General features: G+C 43.6%; 16 protein-coding genes and 2 pseudogenes. 11 read left to right on the top strand and 7 right to left on the bottom strand.

Features of this window, described 5'->3' with window-relative positions; translation table 11 throughout:
* Window positions 1-114: 114 nt before the first annotated feature.
* Together HMPREF9010_RS16910 and purT are read right to left on the bottom strand one after the other, a co-directional pair.
* Window positions 115-585 (bottom strand): GNAT family N-acetyltransferase, encoded by a 471-nt coding sequence (locus HMPREF9010_RS16910; protein ID WP_004295751.1) that lies wholly within the window; start codon window positions 583-585, stop codon window positions 115-117.
* 21 nt (window positions 586-606) lie between these two features.
* Entirely contained in the window at window positions 607-1,773 is a 1,167-nt protein-coding gene (gene purT, locus HMPREF9010_RS16915) for a formate-dependent phosphoribosylglycinamide formyltransferase (protein WP_008648024.1), read from the bottom strand.
* Window positions 1,774-1,974: 201 nt separating this feature from the next.
* On the opposite strand from purT, the pseudogene HMPREF9010_RS16920 reads away from it, so the two are divergent.
* From HMPREF9010_RS16920 to HMPREF9010_RS16965, 10 genes and pseudogenes are all read left to right on the top strand, one after another.
* Window positions 1,975-3,528: pseudogene (locus tag HMPREF9010_RS16920) on the top strand (ATP-binding protein).
* 501 nt (window positions 3,529-4,029) lie between these two features.
* On the top strand, window positions 4,030-5,550 hold the full coding sequence (atpD, locus tag HMPREF9010_RS16925; RefSeq protein WP_004295754.1) for a F0F1 ATP synthase subunit beta: 1,521 nt from the start codon (window positions 4,030-4,032) through the stop codon (window positions 5,548-5,550).
* A 12-nt stretch (window positions 5,551-5,562) separates the two neighbouring features.
* Window positions 5,563-5,808, top strand: a complete 246-nt coding sequence (gene atpC, locus HMPREF9010_RS16930; RefSeq protein WP_032852502.1) for an ATP synthase F1 subunit epsilon — start codon at window positions 5,563-5,565, stop codon at window positions 5,806-5,808.
* A gap of 500 nt (window positions 5,809-6,308) precedes the next feature.
* A complete protein-coding gene (gene atpB, locus HMPREF9010_RS16935) occupies window positions 6,309-7,451 on the top strand; it encodes a F0F1 ATP synthase subunit A (protein WP_008998433.1) in 1,143 nt (380 codons plus the stop codon).
* A 108-nt stretch (window positions 7,452-7,559) separates the two neighbouring features.
* Window positions 7,560-7,817, top strand: coding sequence for an ATP synthase F0 subunit C (gene atpE / locus HMPREF9010_RS16940; RefSeq protein ID WP_004295758.1), 258 nt, complete (start codon window positions 7,560-7,562; stop codon window positions 7,815-7,817).
* 56 nt (window positions 7,818-7,873) lie between these two features.
* Window positions 7,874-8,377, top strand: a complete 504-nt coding sequence (gene atpF / locus HMPREF9010_RS16945) for a F0F1 ATP synthase subunit B (RefSeq protein ID WP_008648015.1) — start codon at window positions 7,874-7,876, stop codon at window positions 8,375-8,377.
* 5 nt (window positions 8,378-8,382) lie between these two features.
* A complete protein-coding gene (locus tag HMPREF9010_RS16950) occupies window positions 8,383-8,943 on the top strand; it encodes a F0F1 ATP synthase subunit delta (protein ID WP_004295760.1) in 561 nt (186 codons plus the stop codon).
* Window positions 8,943-10,526, top strand: a complete 1,584-nt coding sequence (gene atpA, locus HMPREF9010_RS16955) for a F0F1 ATP synthase subunit alpha (RefSeq protein WP_004295761.1) — start codon at window positions 8,943-8,945, stop codon at window positions 10,524-10,526. The genes HMPREF9010_RS16950 and atpA overlap by 1 nt, the downstream gene beginning before the upstream one ends.
* A gap of 123 nt (window positions 10,527-10,649) precedes the next feature.
* Window positions 10,650-11,546 (top strand): F0F1 ATP synthase subunit gamma, encoded by an 897-nt coding sequence (locus HMPREF9010_RS16960; RefSeq protein WP_008648014.1) that lies wholly within the window; start codon window positions 10,650-10,652, stop codon window positions 11,544-11,546.
* Window positions 11,547-12,308: 762 nt separating this feature from the next.
* Window positions 12,309-14,906 carry a helix-turn-helix domain-containing protein gene (locus HMPREF9010_RS16965; RefSeq protein ID WP_008648013.1) on the top strand — a complete coding sequence of 866 codons (2,598 nt, stop codon included), beginning with the start codon at window positions 12,309-12,311 and terminating at the stop codon, window positions 14,904-14,906.
* A gap of 28 nt (window positions 14,907-14,934) precedes the next feature.
* Here HMPREF9010_RS16965 and HMPREF9010_RS16970 read toward each other — a convergent pair whose 3' ends face one another.
* The 3 genes from HMPREF9010_RS16970 to HMPREF9010_RS16980 form a co-directional block, all read right to left on the bottom strand.
* The gene (locus HMPREF9010_RS16970; protein WP_004295766.1) at window positions 14,935-15,555 is read right to left on the bottom strand and encodes a lysine exporter LysO family protein; all 621 of its coding nucleotides are present in this window, start codon (window positions 15,553-15,555) and stop codon (window positions 14,935-14,937) included.
* Window positions 15,552-15,830 carry a LysO family transporter gene (locus HMPREF9010_RS16975; protein WP_004303461.1) on the bottom strand — a complete coding sequence of 93 codons (279 nt, stop codon included), beginning with the start codon at window positions 15,828-15,830 and terminating at the stop codon, window positions 15,552-15,554. The genes HMPREF9010_RS16970 and HMPREF9010_RS16975 overlap by 4 nt, the downstream gene beginning before the upstream one ends.
* Window positions 15,831-16,232: 402 nt before the next feature.
* On the bottom strand, window positions 16,233-17,144 hold the full coding sequence (locus HMPREF9010_RS16980) for an SDR family oxidoreductase (RefSeq protein WP_004295770.1): 912 nt from the start codon (window positions 17,142-17,144) through the stop codon (window positions 16,233-16,235).
* 138 nt (window positions 17,145-17,282) lie between these two features.
* Between HMPREF9010_RS16980 and HMPREF9010_RS16985 the strand changes: the two genes are divergently transcribed.
* Window positions 17,283-18,452 (top strand): RtcB family protein, encoded by a 1,170-nt coding sequence (locus HMPREF9010_RS16985; protein ID WP_008648012.1) that lies wholly within the window; start codon window positions 17,283-17,285, stop codon window positions 18,450-18,452.
* Between the two features lie 272 nt (window positions 18,453-18,724).
* Here the strand turns inward: HMPREF9010_RS16985 and HMPREF9010_RS16990 are convergent, their stop codons facing one another.
* Window positions 18,725-20,008, bottom strand: a complete 1,284-nt coding sequence (locus tag HMPREF9010_RS16990) for a clostripain-related cysteine peptidase (RefSeq protein WP_008648011.1) — start codon at window positions 20,006-20,008, stop codon at window positions 18,725-18,727.
* Window positions 20,009-20,397: 389 nt separating this feature from the next.
* Window positions 20,398-20,735, bottom strand: a pseudogene (locus HMPREF9010_RS16995) (UvrB/UvrC motif-containing protein); the annotation flags it as partial.

Below are 20,735 nucleotides of genomic sequence, written 5' to 3'. Positions count from 1 at the left end.
TATGGTGACGGATAAAGTTACATTAGCTGGAGTTTTTCTTATATAAAATAAGACTTTCTTTATCTGCAAATGAGCTTTCTTCTATGTTTTCATCTTAGAAATGATTAGATGTGATTAACAGAGCTGCTTGCTCATCTTATAATTGGTGAGACACATTTGATTAGCTTTCCGCTTTTGCTCTTCATCGACCTGAAAACCTTGTTTTTCAAAAAATGGTTTTGCCGTGATGCTAACTTCCGATGTTAATCTTTTCGCACCTCTTTCTCGTGCATATGCTTCGAGATGCTTATACAAAGATGTTGCGACACCTTGATGCTGAAAGTCCTTGTGAACGAACAGCGTGTGCATATATCCGTCATCGTTTACAGAGCCAAAGCCTACAATCACGCCTTCTTCGTTTTCTGCAACCACATAATGTTGTTCTTCGAAAAGCTCATTCCAGTGTGACGTATCGTCTCCGCACGAAGCCCAATCTGCTACTTCTTCGGCTGTATAATCTTTTCGGTTCACAGTCAGAACTGTATGCTGATATAGCTCTTGCAGTGCTGGAATATCAGACAGGTTTACTTGGCGGATTTTATTCATCTTATCTCTGAATTTCTTGTATTAATGAACTTCTACTTTCTCTGCAATTCTCTTAGCCTTGTCGCGCAACGCATCCAAATCAGAATCAAGCGGAGCATAACAAAGTACCACACCCATACGGCGGTTGACACGTGTAAACGGTTTGCCGAAAATGCGGAGATAAGTATCTTCTTCTTTGGTCACTTCTTCTAGTCCGCGATATTGAGGACGTTCCTGGCTGGCAATCGGGGAAAGGATCACAGCGCTTGCGCCTATCCGTTCTTGTTTGATGCCGGGAATGGGCAGACCGAGTACGGCACGCAGATGCAATTCAAATTCATTCAGGTTTTGTGTGCCCGCCAGTGTCACCATACCTGTGTCATGCGGACGAGGAGAGAGTTCGGAGAAATAGACTCCATTATCATGGCTTAGGAAGAACTCAACTCCCCAAAGTCCTGCACCTGTGAGGGCACGGGTTACTTTCTCCGCCATCTCTTCCGCTTCTTTCAAATGGGCAGGATCAATGTGTGCAGGCTGGAAACTTTCACGATAGTCGCCACCTTTCTGCACGTGTCCGATGGGAGGGCAGAAGAGGGTAGGGCCGTTTTTTTGGGTAACGGTGAGCAGGGTGATTTCGCTGTCGAACTTGATGAATTCTTCAATGATAAGTTCGCGAATATCGCCACGGCTGCCACTGCATCCGTATTCCCAGGCGTGTTCGAGTTCGTCGGCACTCTTCACGAGCGATTGTCCTTTGCCGGAAGAAGACATCAACGGTTTAACGACACAAGGGAAACCGATTTTGTCGGCAGCTTCTTTCAGTTCTTCCAGGGTTTTGGCATAGAAGTATTTGGCTGTTTTCAGTCCGAGTTCTTGGGCGGCAAGGTCGCGAATGGCTTTACGGTTCATGGTGAAGTTCACAGCACGAGCGCTGGGAACTACCTGAATGCCTTCTTTTTCGAAGTCGTATAAACGTTCTGTACGGATTGCTTCAATCTCCGGAACGATAATGTCCGGGTGGTGTTTCTTCACCACGCGTTCCAATTCTTCACCATTCAGCATGTCGAATATTTCAAATTCATCGGCCACTTGCATAGCCGGTGCTCCTGCATAGGAGTCGCAAGCAATGATGTGCTGGCCTTTACGTTGAGCTGAAATTACAAATTCTTTTCCTAGTTCGCCGGAACCGAGTAACAGTATTTTCTTCATCATTTTGAGTGTTTTATATTAGTGGTGCAAAATTACAGCAAAAAATGGATAATATATAGATTATCGGCGTATTTAAATTTTTGTTTTATAAATAATAAGGAGAATGTGAATCTTGTACGAAAAACTTTCATGCCGGATTTTATGTTTTCTTTAATCGAAAAGCGTATCTTTGTGTATTGCAATTTTAAAAGAGTGGAGTGTATGGAAAATAAAATATATCCTATCGGAATACAGAACTTTGAGAAAATTCGTAAAGACGGATATTTCTACATTGATAAAACGGCATTGATATATCAGTTGGTGAAGACTGGTAGTTATTATTTTCTTAGCCGCCCTCGCCGTTTTGGCAAAAGTCTTCTGCTTTCTACGCTCGAAGCCTATTTTCAAGGAAAGAAAGAACTCTTTGACGGATTGGCTATGGAAAAACTGGAAAAGGATTGGATAAAATACCCCATATTGCATCTGGATTTGAATGCGGAGAAATATACTGCTCCCGAAGCACTCGATCAGGTGCTGGAAAGTGCTTTGCGTGGATGGGAGGCTCTCTATGGCGCACAGGATTATGAAAGAACATTTGCTTCCCGTTTTCAAGGTATCATTCAGCGTGCTTGTGATAAGACCGGACAGCGGGTGGTGGTGCTTGTAGACGAATATGATAAACCGATGTTGCAGGCCATAGGTAATGACGAGCTTCAGAAAAGCTATCGTGAGACATTGAAGGCTTTTTACGGAGCATTGAAGAGTAAGGATGGATGCATCAAGTTTGGTATGTTGACGGGAGTAACCAAATTTGGTAAGGTCAGTGTATTCAGTGATCTGAATAATCTGGATGATATTTCGATGCGGAATCAGTATATAGATATCTGTGGCATTAATGAGCAGGAATTGCATGACAATCTGGAGGATGAACTTCATAGTCTGGCCAGTGCTCAAGGAATGACGTATGATCAAATTTGCGCAAAATTGCAGGAGTATTACGATGGTTATCATTTTACGCATAACTCTATCGGTATGTATAATCCGTTCAGTCTGCTCAATACTTTTAAATATAATGAATTTGGTAGTTATTGGTTTGAGACCGGTACTCCCACCTATCTGGTAGAACTGCTTAAAAAACATCATTATGATCTTCGCCGTATGGCGCACGAAGAAACAACTGCCACTGTATTGAACAGCATTGATTCTACATCAGACAATCCTATTCCGGTAATCTACCAAAGCGGTTATCTTACCATAAAGGGGTACGATCAACGGTTTGGCATTTATCGCCTGGGATTTCCGAACCGCGAAGTGGAAGAGGGGTTCATTAACTTTCTGCTTCCTTTCTATGCTAATACCAACGCTGTGGAATCGTAGTTTGAAATACAGAAGTTTGTTCGTGAAGTGGAATCCGGAGATTATGACTCTTTCTTTCGTCGTTTGCAAAGTTTCTTTGCAGATACACCTTATGAATTAGTCCGCGACCTGGAATTACATTATCAGAATGTTCTTTTTATTGTCTTCAAACTTGTTGGTTTTTAGGTCAAAGCAGAGTATCACACAAGTGCAGGACACATTGATCTTCTTTTGCAGACGGATAAATTTATCTATGTGATGGAATTTAAGTTGGATGGTACGGCTGAAGAAGCTCTGCTGCAAATCAACGAGAAGTACTATGCGCAACCGTTTGAAAATGATGATCGTAAGCTCTTTAAGATTGGAGTGAACTTTAGTGCGGAAATGCGGAATATAGAGAAATGGATAGTCGAAAAATAGGGAATTCCGCCTTTAAACTTTCTTAAGGAAAGCATGATAATAGGGACTTTTCTGTGTTCGAACACAAAACTAGTTGTTTTTGCCACTATCTCCTGTTTTTGCTAATCCATTGATTTTTAACAAAGAGATAGGAAACTCGACGGGCAAATTCAGTTTATTGATAGATTATTACCCCTAAACTTGTTTTGCTATTGATTTGTAGCAGAAATTTGTCTGAATTGGTCAATCTGTAGTCATTGTAGGTCTAATAAGTGTTATCGAACGACAAATTATGAAAAAGGAAGCACAACGACACGGAATTGTTTCTACATTTGCGCAGTTGTTTCTTTAACTATTTCTAAGGACAGAAGTTTATGGGATATAGAAAATAGTTGAACAAAAACTGAACTCAACTGTTTATTATAATATTGAAATAGGTAAAACGCGAAAAATGTGCATTCCTTTCATATTATAAAGTCAAAAGGAGAGAAAAGAATAATATAAATAAATTAGAGATTGCTTATGTCACAGATTATCGGACATATCTCGCAGGTGATCGGCCCTGTGGTCGATGTGTACTTTGAGGGTACGGATGCAGAATTGGTGCTGCCAAGCATCCACGACGCACTGGAGATAAAGAGGCCAAACGGCAAAATACTGGTTGTAGAAGTTCAGCAACATATCGGCGAAAATACGGTGCGTACCGTAGCGATGGACAGTACCGACGGACTTCAGAGAGGCATGAAAGTGTATCCCACCGGAGGCCCGATCACGATGCCGATTGGCGAACAGATTAAAGGACGACTGATGAACGTAGTCGGTGATTCGATCGACGGTATGAAAGGACTCGACCGCAAAGGTGCATATTCCATTCATCGCGACCCCCCTAAGTTTGAGGATTTGACTACTGTGCAAGAGGTGCTCTTCACAGGTATCAAAGTGATCGACCTGCTCGAACCGTATGCCAAAGGTGGTAAAATCGGTTTGTTCGGCGGTGCCGGTGTAGGAAAGACTGTATTGATTCAGGAACTTATCAATAATATCGCCAAGAAACATAATGGATTCTCTGTATTTGCCGGAGTAGGTGAACGTACCCGTGAAGGTAACGACTTGCTGCGCGAAATGATTGAATCCGGTGTAATCCGTTACGGCGAAGCATTCAAAGAAGGAATGGAGAAAGGTCACTGGGATCTTTCGAAAGTGGATTATAACGAACTGGAGAAATCGCAAGTGTCTCTGATTTTCGGTCAGATGAACGAGCCTCCGGGCGCACGTGCCTCTGTGGCATTGTCCGGACTGACGGTGGCGGAATCTTTCCGCGACGCAGGAAAAGAAGGTGAGAAACGCGATATTCTGTTCTTTATTGATAATATCTTCCGTTTCACGCAAGCAGGTTCGGAAGTGTCCGCCCTTTTGGGACGTATGCCGTCCGCCGTTGGTTACCAGCCTACGCTGGCTACGGAAATGGGTGCGATGCAGGAACGTATCACGTCTACCCGCAAAGGTTCTATCACCTCCGTACAGGCGGTGTATGTGCCTGCCGATGACTTGACCGACCCGGCTCCTGCAACAACTTTCAGCCACTTGGACGCAACTACCGTGCTCGACCGTAAGATTACGGAGCTGGGTATTTATCCGGCGGTAGACCCGTTGGCTTCTACGTCACGTATCCTCGACCCGCACATTGTTGGCCAGGAACACTACGACGTAGCGCAGCAAGTGAAACAAATTCTGCAACGTAACAAGGAATTACAAGATATTATCTCCATCCTCGGTATGGAAGAACTCTCGGAAGAAGACAAGATGGTAGTGAACCGCGCCCGCCGTGTGCAGCGTTTCCTTTCACAACCGTTTGCCGTGGCTGAACAGTTTACAGGCGTTCCGGGTGTGATGGTGGGTATTGAAGACACCATCAAGGGATTCAAGATGATTCTGGAAGGAGAAGTGGATTATCTTCCCGAACAGGCTTTCTTGAATGTCGGAACCATTGAGGAGGCAATAGAGAAAGGTAAGAAATTGCTGGAACAGGCAGCAAAAAAATAAAAAGATAGCATGATGAAAGAACTGCATTTGAGTATAGTATCGCCCGAAAAGAGCATATTCGACGGAAATGTGAAGATTGTCACATTGCCGGGAATGATCGGTTCGTTTTCTATTCTTCCCAGGCATGCGCCCATTGTTTCGTCGTTGAAAGCGGGAACGTTGAGTTACACGACGATGGACGGAGAAGAGCACACGATGGATATTCAGGGCGGTTTTGTCGAAATGAGTGACGGTACGGTTTCTGCCTGTGTTTCCTGACGGAAACTCCTCACCGGCACAAAGACTAAGCATTAAAAAATTGAAAAAAACGAGGTTATAATCTTACAGAAAAACACAGTAACATGGTGAATATTAGTAAAACTAAACGGAATTTTATTTGGTGGCATACCTTATTTGCGGTAATTAGCGGGGCACTCGGAGCTGTCATTCTACACTTCGCTTTGCCGGGGCATTATTTCGGAGGGTATCCGTTTATTCCGATCTATTTTTACTTCTTCGGGCTGTTTAGCATTTATGCTTTCGACGCTTGCCGTCGGCATGCTCCACAGAGAATGTTACTGTTGTATCTGGCAACGAAGATGATAAAAATGATTCTTTCGCTGATTCTGGTATTGATTTATTGTCTTGCCGTTCGCGAAGAAGCCAGAGCCTTTCTGCTGACGTTTATCTTGTTCTATTTGATATATCTGGTATTCGAAACCTGGTTCTTCTTCTCTTTTGAGTTGAATCAGAAACGGAAAAAGAAAAATAAAAGAAAAATGAAACAGTTGCATAACATAGTAGCTCCGTTGATTCTGTTCTGCCTCATGGCGGCAGTCAGCTTGCCGGTTCTTGCACAGGAACAGGAGGGGGAAGCGGTGTCACAACAGACGCAGGACGAGATTACTCCGAAAGAGGAACAGGAGAACACGGTGGATGTGAAAGAAATTGTGTTCGGTCATATCGGCGACTCCTACGAATGGCATATTACGACGTGGGGTAACACGCACATTACTATACCATTACCTATTATTGTTTATAGTAGCACTACAGGTTGGCACACGTTCCTTTCTTCCCGTCTCGAAGAGAATGGAGGGACTTATGAAGGACTTTCCATCGCTCCCGAAGGAAGTAAGTACGAGGGCAAACTGGTAGAGTATAATGCGGCAGGCGAACAGGTCCGCCCGTGGGATATTTCCATCACGAAAGTGACATTTGCTTTGCTGTTCAACAGCGTGTTGTTGCTCATCATCGTATTGAGCGTGTCACACTGGTACAGAAAACGTCCGCAAGGAGCGAAAGCGCCGGGAGGATTTATCGGATTCATGGAGATGTTCATCATGATGGTGAACGACGATATTATCAAGAGTTGTGTAGGACCCAACTACCGGAAGTTTGCACCGTATCTGCTGACAGCGTTCTTTTTCATCTTTATCAATAACATGATGGGATTGATTCCGTTCTTCCCCGGAGGTGCGAACGTGACGGGAAATATCGCTATCACTATGGTGCTTGCAGTCTGCACGTTCCTGGCAGTGAATATCTTCGGTTCGAAACATTACTGGAAGGATATTTTCTGGCCTGATGTACCTTGGTGGCTAAAAGTGCCTATACCGATGATGCCATTCATCGAGTTCTTCGGAATCTTTACGAAACCGTTTGCTTTGATGATTCGTCTTTTTGCCAATATGCTGGCGGGACACATGGCGATGTTGGTGCTTACCTGCTTGATCTTTATCTCGGCAAGCATGGGACCTGCATTGAACGGTACGCTGACGGTGGCTTCCGTATTGTTCAACATCTTTATGAATGCGCTTGAGTTGTTGGTTGCTTTCATCCAGGCTTACGTATTTACGATGTTGTCGGCAGTGTTTATCGGTCTGGCACAGGAAGGGGCCAAAGTGAAAACAGAAGAAGATTGAAATGAAACGCGGTGAAAACGTCGATAAAAAGAATACGGAATAAACGCGCGGAATGAATGATTAAATAATAAACAAGAGAAAATATAAACCATTTTAAAACTGAAAATTATGTTACTATCAGTATTGTTACAAGCCACTGCAGCAGCAGTAGGAGTTAGTAAATTAGGTGCAGCTATCGGTGCAGGTCTTGCAGTAATCGGAGCTGGTTTGGGTATTGGTAAGATTGGTGGTTCGGCAATGGAAGCTATCGCACGCCAGCCGGAAGCATCAGGGGACATCCGTATGAACATGATTATCGCCGCCGCCTTGATTGAAGGTGTGGCTCTGTTGGCGGTAGTAGTTTGTCTGTTGGTGTTCTTCCTCTAAAAGGGAGAACCCACCCCAGCTTTTAATTTATAGTCTTTAATTTTTAATTAAAAGATATGTCATTACTATTACCTGATAGTGGCCTGCTGTTCTGGATGTTTCTCTCATTCGGGATTGTGTTCGTGATATTGGCGAAATACGGCTTCCCCGTCATCATCAAGATAGTGGAGGGTCGTAAGACCTATATCGACCAGTCTTTGGAGGTGGCGAGAGAGGCTAATGCCCAGTTGTCTAAACTGAAAGAGGAAGGCGACGCATTGGTGGCTGCCGCCAACAAAGAACAAGGACGCATCTTGAGGGAAGCAATGGAAGAACGTGACAAGATTGTTCACGAGGCCCGTAAACAAGCCGAAATTGCCGCACAAAAAGAACTGGATGCGGTGAAACAACAAATCCAGATAGAGAAAGACGAGGCCATCCGCGACATCCGTCGCCAGGTAGCCGTGCTTTCTGTGGACATCGCCGAGAAAGTGCTCCGCAAGAGTCTTGAGGACAAGGAAGCACAGATGGGCATGATCGACCGTATGCTGGATGAAGTACTAACCCCGAATAAGAACTAAGGAAGATGGAAGTCGGAATACTCTCAATGCGTTATGCAAAAGCCATCATTGAATATGCACAGGAAAAAGGTCTGGAGGACAGGTTATATCAGGAGTTCCTGACGCTGTCGCACAGTTTTTGTGAACAGCCCGGTTTGCGCGAAGCACTTGATAATCCGGTCATCACAACGAAGGAAAAGTTGGCGTTAGTCTGCACGGCTGCCGACGGTGACGGAAAATCGACCAGAGAGTTTGTCCGTTTTATCACTTTGGTACTGCGAAACAGGCGTGAAGGCTATCTGCAATTTATCAGCCTGATGTATCTGGATCTCTACCGGAAGCTGAAGCATATCGGAGTGGGTAAGCTCATTACAGCCGTTCCCGTCAATAAGGAAACGGAAAACCGGATTCGTTCCGCAGCAGAGCATATCTTGCACGCCCAGATGGAACTCGAAACGGTGATAGATCCTTCGATCGAAGGCGGATTTATCTTCGATGTCAACGACTACCGACTGGATGCAAGCGTTGCCACGCAGTTGAAGCGAGTGAAACAACAATTTATTGATAAGAATAGGAGAATTGTATAATGTCTGAAAATATAAAAGTAAGCGAAGTATCTGATATATTGCGCAAGCAGCTCGAAGGAATCAACGCCAATGTGCAACTTGACGAAATCGGTACGGTGCTCCAGGTGAGCGACGGCGTAGTGCGTATCTATGGATTGCGAAATGCCGAAGCCAATGAATTGCTGGAGTTTGACAATGGTATCAAAGCAATCGTGATGAACCTCGAAGAGGACAACGTGGGTGCTGTGCTGTTGGGTCCGACGGACAAGATCAAAGAGGGATTCGTCGTGAAGCGTACCAAACGTATCGCCTCCATCCGTGTAGGAGAGGGCATGCTGGGACGTGTGATCGACCCGCTGGGCGAACCGCTCGACGGCAAGGGGCTGGTTGGCGGCGAACTGTATGATATGCCATTGGAACGGAAAGCTCCGGGAGTAATTTACCGTCAGCCTGTGAACCAACCGTTGCAGACGGGATTGAAGGCGGTAGACGCCATGATTCCTATCGGTCGCGGACAGCGTGAGTTGATTATCGGCGACCGCCAGACGGGAAAGACTGCCATCGCTATTGATACGATTATCAACCAGCGCAGTAACTTCCTGGCAGGTGATCCTGTATATTGTATTTATGTGGCTATCGGTCAGAAGGGTTCTACCGTTGCTTCTATCGTTAATACGCTTCGTGAGTACGGAGCACTGGACTACACGATTGTGGTGGCTGCTACGGCTGGTGATCCGGCTGCATTGCAGTATTACGCTCCTTTTGCGGGTGCTGCCATTGGCGAGTATTTCCGTGATACCGGTCGTCATGCGTTGGTGGTTTATGATGACCTTTCCAAGCAGGCGGTAGCTTATCGTGAGGTTTCTCTGATTCTTCGCCGTCCATCAGGTCGTGAGGCTTATCCGGGTGATATCTTCTATCTGCACTCCCGTCTGTTGGAACGTGCTGCCAAGATTATCAGTCAGGAGGAAGTGGCTCGCGAAATGAACGATCTTCCGGAAAGTCTGAAGGGAATTGTCAAAGGCGGTGGTTCGCTCACGGCATTGCCTATCATCGAAACGCAGGCTGGTGACGTATCGGCTTATATCCCGACGAACGTGATTTCTATCACCGACGGACAGATATTCCTTGAAACTGACTTGTTCAACCAGGGTACGCGTCCGGCTATCAACGTCGGTATCTCTGTATCCCGTGTAGGTGGTAACGCGCAGATTAAGGCTATGAAGAAAGTGGCGGGAACATTGAAGATCGACCAGGCACAGTATCGTGAACTGGAAGCGTTCTCCAAGTTCAGTAGCGACATGGACCCGATTACCGCATTGACGATTGACAAGGGACGTAAGAACGGCCAGCTGTTGATTCAGCCTCAATACAGCCCGATGCCCGTAGAACAGCAGATTGCTATTCTCTACTGTGGTACACACGGACTGCTCCACGATGTTCCTCTGGATAAGGTGCAGGACTTTGAACGTAGCTTCATCGAATCGCTGCAACTGAATCATCAGGAGGATGTATTGGATGTATTGAAAACGGGTGTGATTGATGATAATGTGATTAAGGCTATCGAAGAGACTGCCGCCATGGTCACTAAACAATTTATCTAATCGGTCATTGATTTATCTGATTGGCCTTTAAAATAAATCTGAATGGTTTTTGATTTATCTGATTGGCTTTTTTATAAATCAGATCGCCCTTTAATTTTTAATTATTAATTTTTAATTATCACTATGGCTTCACTGAAAGAAGTAAAAACCAGAATAAATTCGGTCAAGAGTACCCGAAAAATCACTTCAGCAATGAAAATGGTGGCTTCTGCCAAATTACACAAGGCACAAGGAGCCATTGAGAATATGCTGCCTTATCAGAAGAAGTTGAACAAGATTCTGACTAACTTCCTAAGCGCGGACCTGCCTATCGAATCTCCTTATGTGCAGGAACGTGAAGTGAAGCGTGTAGCAATCGTTGTTTTTTCTTCGAACACTTCTCTTTGTGGTGCTTTCAACGCCAATGTCATCAAAATGATGATGCAGACTATCGGGGAATTCCGTACTTTAGGACAGGATAATATCTTGATATTCCCGGTAGGCAAGAAGGTGGATGAAGCGGCCAAACGGATGGGTTTCAAACCGCAGGAGGTTTCTCCAACGCTCTCCGACAAACCAACGTATCAGGAGGCTGCCGAACTGGCTCACCGACTGATGGATCTGTATGTAGCAGGCGAAGTGGACCGGGTGGAAATAATCTATCATCACTTCAAATCAATGGGGGTACAGATTCTTCTTCGTGAGACGTATCTCCCCATTAATCTGACGAGCGTCGTAAGTGAAGAGGACAGAGAGAATGAAGAGGAGGTACAGGAGAACGAGATTGCCAATGATTATATCATCGAACCGAACGCAGAGGAATTAATCGCGAGCTTAATCCCCACTGTATTGAGCCAGAAGATTTTTACTGCCGCTGTTGACTCCAATGCTTCGGAACATGCTGCACGTACGTTGGCTATGCAAGTGGCTACGGACAACGCAAACGAGCTGATCCAGGATTTGACGAAGCAGTACAATAAGAGTCGTCAGCAGGCGATTACAAACGAATTGCTGGATATTGTAGGGGGGTCCATGAAGTAATTAATCATCTTTCTTTTGTCTTGAAACAAAAGAAAGAAGCAAAGAAAAATTCAAGGCTGACTTTTTTCTCCTACTCGCTTCCTTCACTTCGCTAAAGGGCAGAAACTCGCTACGCTCAAACAGTCTGCCCTTCTTAACGCTCCGTTATGGGCGCTCGCCTGACGGAGAAAAAAGTAGGCCGGGGAACCTGGCGGGGTGGGTGTTGCTGCTTGAATGTTGTAGAGTAGGTTTGTGGGGAAGCTGTTCTGGATAGGGTTGTGGGGGGAGCCGTGCGATATGTCTGATATTGCTTTGGTGAGTCGCTGTTATATCGTTAATAGTTTTATTATATATTGTTCTGCTTTGCTATATTGAGTCGTATAACGTCTGCGACTTTTATATAGCAAAGCTTTTTTATAAGGGGTATAAACCTTTCATAAGTCTCTTTATACTACATAGGCTACATCGGTTATCATTCTATTAGCCTTTTATTCTATGTCCTCTTTTTATATGGTGAGTTTTTTAATAATAAAGCTTCCCACATTGTAAGGCTTCCACCCGCAGGTCTTCCGGCCTCGTTTTTCCGGCGTCAAGCGCAGGTGGTTTCTCCGGCGTTAAAAGGGGCAGACTGTTTGAGCGTAGCGAGTTTCTGCCCTTTAGCCGGAGGAAGCACCGGAGTAGCCGGAAAAACGCAGCCTTGATTCTTTCTTTTTGGTTCTTTTTCTTTCGTATCAAGACGAAAGAAAAAGAATATTCAGTAACTTTACCGAAAATTGGAAAAGCATGGAAAATAATCCGGAACTGCAGCTTGCTTGGCAGTTCATTGAAAATACAGGCACCCATTTATTTCTTACCGGAAAAGCTGGAACCGGGAAAACGACATTTCTTAGACGATTGAAAGAACATACGCCCAAACGCATGGTCATATTGGCTCCGACAGGGATTGCAGCTATCAATGCGGGAGGCGTAACGATTCATTCTTTCTTTCAGTTGTCTTTTGCTCCTTTTGTGCCCGAAACAACCTTTAATTCTTCCCAGACACATTATCGTTATAGTAAAGAAAAGCGGAATATCATCCGTAGTATGGATTTGCTGGTTATTGATGAGATCAGTATGGTGCGTGCTGATTTGTTGGATGCGGTGGATGCAACTCTGCGGAGGTATCGCGATAGGGAGAAACCTTTTGGTGGGGTGCAACTGTTGATGATTGGAGATTTGCAACAGCTGGCGCCTGTCGTGAAAGACAATGAGTGGGAGTTGTTGAGAAAGCATTATGAGACTCCTTATTTCTTTGCAAGTCATGCATTGAAAGAAACGGCATATATGACGATTGAACTCAAGAAAGTATATCGTCAGAGTGATACGTTCTTCCTTTCTTTATTAAATAAAATTCGGGAGAATAAGGCGGATGATGAAGTGTTGAATGAACTGAACCGTCGTTATCAGCCCGGCTTTCAGCCGCAGAAAGAAGAGGGATATATTCGTCTGACGACACATAATAATCAGGCACAGAGGGTTAATGATTGCGAACTGGCATCGTTGCCCGGCAAGGCGTATCATTTTAGTGCCGAGATAGAGGGGGATTTTCCTGAATATTCGTATCCTGCGGATAAACTTCTGACAATTAAGGAGGGAGCACAGATAATGTTCCTGAAGAATGATCCATCGTCCGAGAAACGGTATTATAACGGTATGATTGGTGAGGTGGTAGCGGTTAATGAAACGGGTATTGTGGTGCGTGGTAAAGGGGATAGATCCGAATTTCAGTTGTTGCCGGAAGAGTGGGGGAATTATAAGTATGTGTTGAATGAGGAGACGAAGGAGATCACTGAAGTGATAGAGGGGACGTTCCGCCAGTATCCTATTCGTTTGGCGTGGGCTATTACGATACATAAGAGTCAGGGTTTGACATTTGAGCGTGCTATTATTGATGCGCGGAATTCCTTTGCACATGGGCAAACTTATGTGGCTTTGAGTCGTTGCAAGACGCTGGAGGGTATGGTGTTGGAGTCTCCTTTGCGCAGGGAAGCCATAATAAGTGATGCTACGGTGGATAATTTCACCAAAGCGGTGGAGCAGAATAAGCCGGGTAGCCAGCAGTTGAATGATATGCAAAGGGCGTATTTCTTTGATTTGTTGAGTGATTTGTTTAATTTCTATTCGATCGATCAGGCTTATAAACGGTTGCTTCGTCTTATGGATGAGGATTTGTACAAGCTCTTTCCGAAGCAGTTGGCTGAATATAAGGCGTTGGCTCCCCATGTTAAAGAGAAGATTGTGGAGGTGTCTCAACGTTTCCGCAATCAGTATACCCGGTTGATACATGAGAGTGAGGATTATGCGGCGAATGAGGAGTTGCAGGAGCGGATTCGTTCCGGTGCCGGATATTTTCATAAGGAGTTGGAACCGGTTCGGGCTTTGTATGATAAGACTAATATGCCTCTTGATAATAAAGAGTTGAGAAAGCTGTTGGCAGAGCGTATGCAGGCGCTGGATGATGCGTTGTGGATTAAAGAGTCTTTGTTGGAAGCTGTGTCTACAAGAGGGAGGTTTGCTATTACGGATTATTTGAAGTTGAAGGCTAAAGTAATGTTGAGCCTTGAAGATGATTCTACGTCCTCCGGTTCTTCGAAGGCTTTGAAGGAGAAGAAAGAACGTAAGGAACGGAAAGAGCGTACACGCAGTGCTGAAAAGGTAAAGGTGGAGGTTCCTACGGATATTCTGCATCCGGAGCTTTATCGTGCCCTGTCTGAATGGAGAACAGCCAAAACAAGGGAGATGAATGTTCCTGCTTATGTGATTATGCAACAGAAAGCATTGATGGGGATTGTGAATCTGCTACCGGATAGTCCAAGAGCTTTGGAGGCAATACCTTATTTTGGAGCGAAAGGAGTAGAGAAATACGGGCTTGAGATTCTGGGTATTATCCGCAAGTATGTGGCGGAGAATCAATTGGAGAGGCCGGAGATAACGGATATGTTAATCTCCTCCGGTAATAGCGATGATACAGTAAGGCAACGAAAGATGAAGCTGCAGAAAGAGGCAGAGAAACAGGAGAAAGAGGCGGAGAAGGAGAAAAAGAAGGAGGCGAAGAAAGATACGAAGTTGGTTAGCTATGAAATGTTCCGTCAGGGAATGAATATAGATGAAATAGCCAAGGCTCGTGATTTGGTATCCGGAACCATTGCCGGACATTTGGAGCATTATGTCCGTTCGGGAAAGATCAAAGTGGAGCAGGTGGTGAAAGCTGAAAATATAGCGAAGATTCGCAAGTATTTGGATGAACATGAATACATGGGAATATTCGCTATAAAGGTAGCATTAGGAGACGCTGTCTCCTATGCTGATATCAAGTTTGTATTGGCTGTTTCCGGGCATTAATAAATAAGGTTATTATTCCCGGACAGGGTTAAAGATTACAGAAGAAAGAAACGAAAACGGGAACGCTGATGTCAATCAGAATGCCGTGCAGGATGGCGATGGGAATCATTTCTTTTCCTGAATATCTGGTGATGGAAGGCAGCAGTACATCCATCGAGTTGACTCCTGCTGCTGAAATAGGAGCGAGTTTCCCGAAGTACTTCTTGATGATTGGAGTACCAAGAAGTGCCATCATCTCACGGAAAATATTAGTCAGTAGGGCAATGGTTCCCAGTTCCGTAGCCAGTTGCAGTCCGATGGAGGGTTCTTTGAACTGGGTGATAAGGATGGAAGAGAGTGAATAGTAGGCAAATCCACTTCCCACTGCCATACAGTCGAACACGCTCCATTGACGCAATAGCAAACTTGCCAGGGCGGAGAATAACAGCGTACCGATAATTGTTCCCAATGGAATCAGCAACATTTTAGGGTGCAAATGTGAAACAATGGCTTTCAGGTTCTTATTGGAACCGATGCTGATTCCTACTTGTAACATTAATGCATAAAGTATGTACATGGAAACTGTGTGCGTATCGAACTCGAACTTATTGAAAGCTCCCATGATACAGCCTACACAAAAGAATACTATAACGATCAGACTTCCTTTCATTGTTCGCCTCCTTTCCTGAAAAATAATTGTAGTACCAAACGGGCAGCAATCAGGCTTCCCAATACACCGGACACAGCAAGAACAATGGCTTGCCATCCGAACTTACCAAGATTGTTCACAATCAGGCTATTAGAACCGATAGATACACCGAGAATAAAGAGCAACAGGAATATTGTAAGAGAAATTGTCTTTTCTGTCTTCTGTAGAATACTCCAGTTACGCAATACATAGCCGATGCCGATTCCTAAAAACATGGTAGATATAATAGAGAACATAATTGTATATATTTTGGGTTAGGTTAAACTGATGATTGACAACACACAAAAGAATTTTCAAAGAAGATATTACATCTACTTGAAAATCAGAAAGGAATACTGCTATGGCTAACAAAACAAGTCAGCAGGTAGTTCCTGTAAAGAAATAGTTGGAAAATTTAGATGAATCCACTGAACCAATGCACATGCACGCAACAAGACTTACAGAAAATAGGTATTCCTGCAAGAAAAAGAGTAGCGTTATGTAATTGTAATGTTTGATTCATCATTGGTCTTTTTTGAATTTGGTGCAAAGATAGTTATTTATTGCATATTTTCAAAATAAATATGCAATAAATAAAGAGAAAGGAATATCCGGAACGAGATAGATGGTTGTAAAAAGTTGGTTATGTGCTCTTTCCCTTATAATTTATCCCAGTTCACAAGAATCTCTTTTAACTTTTGGGGCCTGTATCCGAGCATTGTCCGGGCTTTATCAATACTCATCCCACTGAAGCGGGGACGGGGAGTGCTTTCATTCATTTTTTCTGTGGTGGCAGGATGGATAAGAGAACGGTCGAGTTTCATATAATCTGCTACCTGGTAGGCAATCTCTGCAATGGTCATGCATTCATCGCCACAGATGTGGAAGATGCCATTCGCCGTATGTTCTATTAAACGTAGCACTCCATCCGAAACGTCTCCAACATAGGTTGGTGTCCGCCATTGATCGGATACGACACGTATTTCTTGTCCGGCTTTCAGACGGTTCATTACTAGCTGTACAATATTACCATGTTGTCCCGGTAGTGCCTTGCCATAAACGATTTCTACACGGACAATGGCATAACTGCTGCAAGTTTCTGTCACTCTCTCTTCTCCTTTCCATTTGGTATATCCGTAGTAGTTGATCGGGGCAGGGAGGTCTTTTTCTGTATATAACAGCCCGGCAGCTTCGTTTATCTTTCCATCAAAAACAAAGTCCGTAGATAAATGAATGAACCGGCTTTTGTATTCTTCGCATAAATCGGCCAGTTGGCCTACTGCGGTAACATTGGTAAGATAGGCTTCTTCATGATGCGTTTCGCAATAGTCCGGCACGGACAGAGCGGAGCAATTAATGACTACATCGGGTTGAACCTCTTTGAAGAGATGCCTAACGTCCGCTTCATTCCGTATATCTGTTTCGATGAAACGATAATCCTCCGCGTTATTGGGAAGAATATCCGGATGCAGGGAGCAGCCCGTCAGCTTGTATTGTTTACAAGCAGATAAATCATTTACAATCTGGCGTCCGGTGAATCCGTTGGCGCCGATAATTAATATCTTCTTCATTAGGTTCTATATATAGATGTTATAGATTATTTCTACAAAAATAAAAAATAATATCAACTACGCAAATAGATTTCGTACTTCCCTTCTTACTTTGCTCCCGATAACGAGATTTATATGAATTGATAAAAGAAAAGATGTATGGAAAAAGTAATTATGGGAACACGTTTACCCGCTAAACTTTGGTTGGATGAAGTAGAGGACTCTTGTATGTCGCAGATTATGGATTTGACTTCACTGCCTTTTGCATTTAAACATATTGCCATCATGCCTGATGCGCATGCGGGAAAAGGAATGCCTATTGGCGGTGTGTTGGCTACCAATGGCGTGATTGTTCCCAATGCTGTGGGAGTGGATATCGGTTGTGGTATGTGTGCGATTAAGACGAATCTAAAAGCGGAAGATTTTAGTTATACGGATTTGACTTCCATTATGTCGAAGATTCGTGCAGTTGTTCCTTTGGGATTCGATCATCAGAATAAAAAGCAGGATCAGGAATTGCTTCCGCAAGGATTCGACTTTGAAGAGATGCCTGTTTTGAAGAATCAGTACGAGGCTTGTTTGAAGCAGATAGGAACTCTGGGAGGTGGAAATCACTTTATTGAGATTCAAAAAGATACCGCAACGTCTGATGTTTGGGTGATGATTCACTCCGGAAGCCGTAACATTGGTTTGAAGGTTGCCAATCACTATAATAAGATTGCGCAATATTGGAATGAGAAATGGTATTCTGAAATGGTATCGGGACTAGCTTACCTGCCAATGGAGACACAGATGGCAAAGGATTATTTCCGTGAAATGAATTACTGTGTGGCCTTTGCCTTTGCCAACCGTCAGTTGATGATGACTCGTATTTGTGAAGCCATCCAGGCAGTGAAACCTGAAACGGACTTTGATCCTATGATTAATATTGCCCACAACTATGCAGCTTGGGAGAATCACTTCGATCAGGATGTGATTGTACACCGAAAAGGTGCTACGCGTGCCTATGAGGGCGAGATCGGTATTATCCCCGGATCTATGGGTACCAAGTCTTATATTGTTGAGGGACTGGGTAATCCGGAGAGTTTCAAAAGCTGTTCGCATGGTGCAGGTCGATTAATGGGAAGAAAGGATGCCTGTCGCCGTTTGTCACTGGATGAAGAGAAGGAGAGAATGGATCAGCAAGGTATCATTCACGGACTTCGTTCGCAGAACGAACTGGATGAAGCACCGGGAGCTTATAAAGATATTGCGCAAGTGATAGCGAATGAGCGGGACTTGGTGAAACCGTTGATGGAGCTGGCTCCAATGGCGGTGATTAAGGGATAATGTCATGCCATGTTTAAAGGAGTATCTAGCGTATGGACATAAAAAAAGGAGCAACGCCTTGCTCCAACCTTTGTTAACCTTAAATCTAATACTATGAAAAACACAATGCAAAGATACAGACTATTGCGAAATTAGCAAATAATCCAAGAAAAAAAGTATGTTTTATAACATTGATTAAGAATTGGTTTTCTCAATTCAATTTTTATTAAGAGATTTGACAGACCACATGTGAAGAATCAACTCTCTACCACCGTATGCTTCTTAGAGTAGATTTAATGAGTGGCAATATACCACGCTGTTTCGTTCTTTTTTGAAGCACCCGGATTAGTGCTTGGGTCGGAAATCGTGATTCCGGAGAAAGTATTGATATCAATTTTTTCTCCATAGTAGGAGGAAGAGATTGCTGTAAAATACTGTTCGGTATTCCTTTTAAAGGGTACAGCGCGTTTCAGCTGCTCGTTGAATTGTTCTAATAGATCCGGATCGGAACATAGTTTGGAAACGTAATCACCGTAATCAAAGAATATGGTAGGCGTATATCCGTCTAATCTTTGTAATTCGCCCGTTAATTCTTCGTTAAACGTATAACGCTGATTTATTTCTTTCATAATAGCCGCCAGGTTGTCCAATTCCGAGCAATCAGTAACACCGATTGTTCCGCAGGGAGTCACATAATTTGAATAAAAAGAATAGAAACCGTCACAGACCTTTTCGTAATCTATATTTCCGATTAAGTACTGGCCTATCTTGTCGTATGGCATCCCATAGGCCATTATTTCACTTGTAGAAGCTATCAAGTGGCTTGTTACGTTTTTAAGGTCATAGGCAACCTCTACCGTAGACATATAGCAGTCATCGAAAAGTATATATTCCATCTTTAGGCCCGCGTTCGAAATACCTCCGGCAAGCGTAGTAATATCAGTTTGATATTTCGTTTGTGTTCCTCCAAAAAAACGTGTCATCGGTGCATGTTCATACTCCCAGTGCTTTTTACTAATCTGCAAGCTGCTGCGTGAAACTGCTCTCGATACAGGTATCCATCCCATTCCGTGGCATCCGATAATCATTGCATATCGTTTGGCGGGAGCATAGGTTTGTACATCGTTCAAAATAGAAGTGATGCCCTCTGCAGTTGTATAGGTAGGATCCGGATAATCGTAGTTTTTTAAAGTCTTCTGTACACCTTTGCCATTCTCATAGACAAGTTCGGAGAGAGTGGCTTTGGTGGCCGATGTACATATAAATACGATCACCCGTTCATTCTTCAATATATTGTTTCCGATGATACTTTTCAAATCGGCAATGTTCTGATAGAAAAAAGAAGTGAGATTGTTCGACCAGGGTAGATACATGAACACCGTCTGTTCATTATTCGAACGAACAACAGGATCAGTCGGATCGGGATCTGTCGGATCAGTAGTTGAGTCATCCGTTTGCCTTGTAGTTGGAGAGGTAGAAACAGGATCCTCTTTCTCACATGAAATCATGCCAAAAGAAAGAAATAATACAAAGAGGATTGATTTCATCAGACGATAATATGGTTGCATTGTTTCCATTATTCTACAAGGATTAAATAATCTTTTTATATGTAACGTAAAAAGAGAACCTTTTGATCTGTCTTATCGAGACATTATTGACATCTCTCTTTTTGCAAAGTTATTGAAAAATAGCGTAATTCCTATATTATCATGAATAAGAAAAAGGAGAGAGCTTACGTATAGACATAAAAAAAGGAGCAACGCCTTGCTCCAACCTTTGTTAACCTTAAATCTAATACTATGAAAAACACAGTGCAAAGATACGGGATTCCGGTAACTTTGCAAATTATCAGCCCTTAATTGGTGTTTTTATAACACTAATTAATAGACTAAATGCGAAGTTACAGGTTTGTTAAGAGTTTCAGCCCTTAGCAATCAGGCTATAATAAGTGAACAAAGGGGAAATTTTATCCCCATTTCTCTTTCATCAAGTCCTCCAGTTTCAATAATTCGTCACGATATTGTGCGGCTTCGATAAATTCAAGTTTCTTGGCTGCTTCCTGCATCAGTTTGCGGGTACGCTCGATACTCTTTTCCATCTGCGCTTTACTCATATACTGCACTATCGGATCTGCTGCGATATTCGGAGTAGAAGGTTCTACATAAGCATGTCTTTCTTTCAACAGCTCATCTGCCTCTTTTGCATTACCGAATACAGACAAGTTTCTGGCCTTTTAATCTGTTGCGGGGTAATTCCGTTTGCCTCATTGTATGCCAACTGCTTTTCGCGGCGACGGTTCGTTTC

The organism is Bacteroides sp. 3_1_23, assembly GCF_000162555.1.
In the GTDB taxonomy this organism is placed as follows: domain Bacteria; phylum Bacteroidota; class Bacteroidia; order Bacteroidales; family Bacteroidaceae; genus Bacteroides; species Bacteroides ovatus.
Note: the sequence above shows the minus strand (reverse complement) of the source record. Positions and strands in the feature narration are given on the sequence as shown.

Coding starts and splice junctions, on each gene's coding strand:
- HMPREF9010_RS16965 (WP_008648013.1), top strand. CDS start 12,309: ATGGAAAATAATCCGGAACTGCAGCTTGCTTGGCAGTTCATTGAAAAT.
- HMPREF9010_RS16990 (WP_008648011.1), bottom strand. CDS start 20,008: ATGGAAACAATGCAACCATATTATCGTCTGATGAAATCAATCCTCTTT.
- atpB (WP_008998433.1), top strand. CDS start 6,309: ATGAAACAGTTGCATAACATAGTAGCTCCGTTGATTCTGTTCTGCCTC.
- HMPREF9010_RS16980 (WP_004295770.1), bottom strand. CDS start 17,144: ATGAAGAAGATATTAATTATCGGCGCCAACGGATTCACCGGACGCCAG.
- HMPREF9010_RS16975 (WP_004303461.1), bottom strand. CDS start 15,830: ATGTTCTCTATTATATCTACCATGTTTTTAGGAATCGGCATCGGCTAT.
- atpF (WP_008648015.1), top strand. CDS start 7,874: ATGTCATTACTATTACCTGATAGTGGCCTGCTGTTCTGGATGTTTCTC.
- HMPREF9010_RS16970 (WP_004295766.1), bottom strand. CDS start 15,555: ATGAAAGGAAGTCTGATCGTTATAGTATTCTTTTGTGTAGGCTGTATC.
- HMPREF9010_RS16910 (WP_004295751.1), bottom strand. CDS start 585: ATGAATAAAATCCGCCAAGTAAACCTGTCTGATATTCCAGCACTGCAA.
- HMPREF9010_RS16960 (WP_008648014.1), top strand. CDS start 10,650: ATGGCTTCACTGAAAGAAGTAAAAACCAGAATAAATTCGGTCAAGAGT.
- atpE (WP_004295758.1), top strand. CDS start 7,560: ATGTTACTATCAGTATTGTTACAAGCCACTGCAGCAGCAGTAGGAGTT.
- HMPREF9010_RS16985 (WP_008648012.1), top strand. CDS start 17,283: ATGGAAAAAGTAATTATGGGAACACGTTTACCCGCTAAACTTTGGTTG.
- atpA (WP_004295761.1), top strand. CDS start 8,943: ATGTCTGAAAATATAAAAGTAAGCGAAGTATCTGATATATTGCGCAAG.
- atpD (WP_004295754.1), top strand. CDS start 4,030: ATGTCACAGATTATCGGACATATCTCGCAGGTGATCGGCCCTGTGGTC.
- HMPREF9010_RS16950 (WP_004295760.1), top strand. CDS start 8,383: ATGGAAGTCGGAATACTCTCAATGCGTTATGCAAAAGCCATCATTGAA.
- atpC (WP_032852502.1), top strand. CDS start 5,563: ATGAAAGAACTGCATTTGAGTATAGTATCGCCCGAAAAGAGCATATTC.
- purT (WP_008648024.1), bottom strand. CDS start 1,773: ATGAAGAAAATACTGTTACTCGGTTCCGGCGAACTAGGAAAAGAATTT.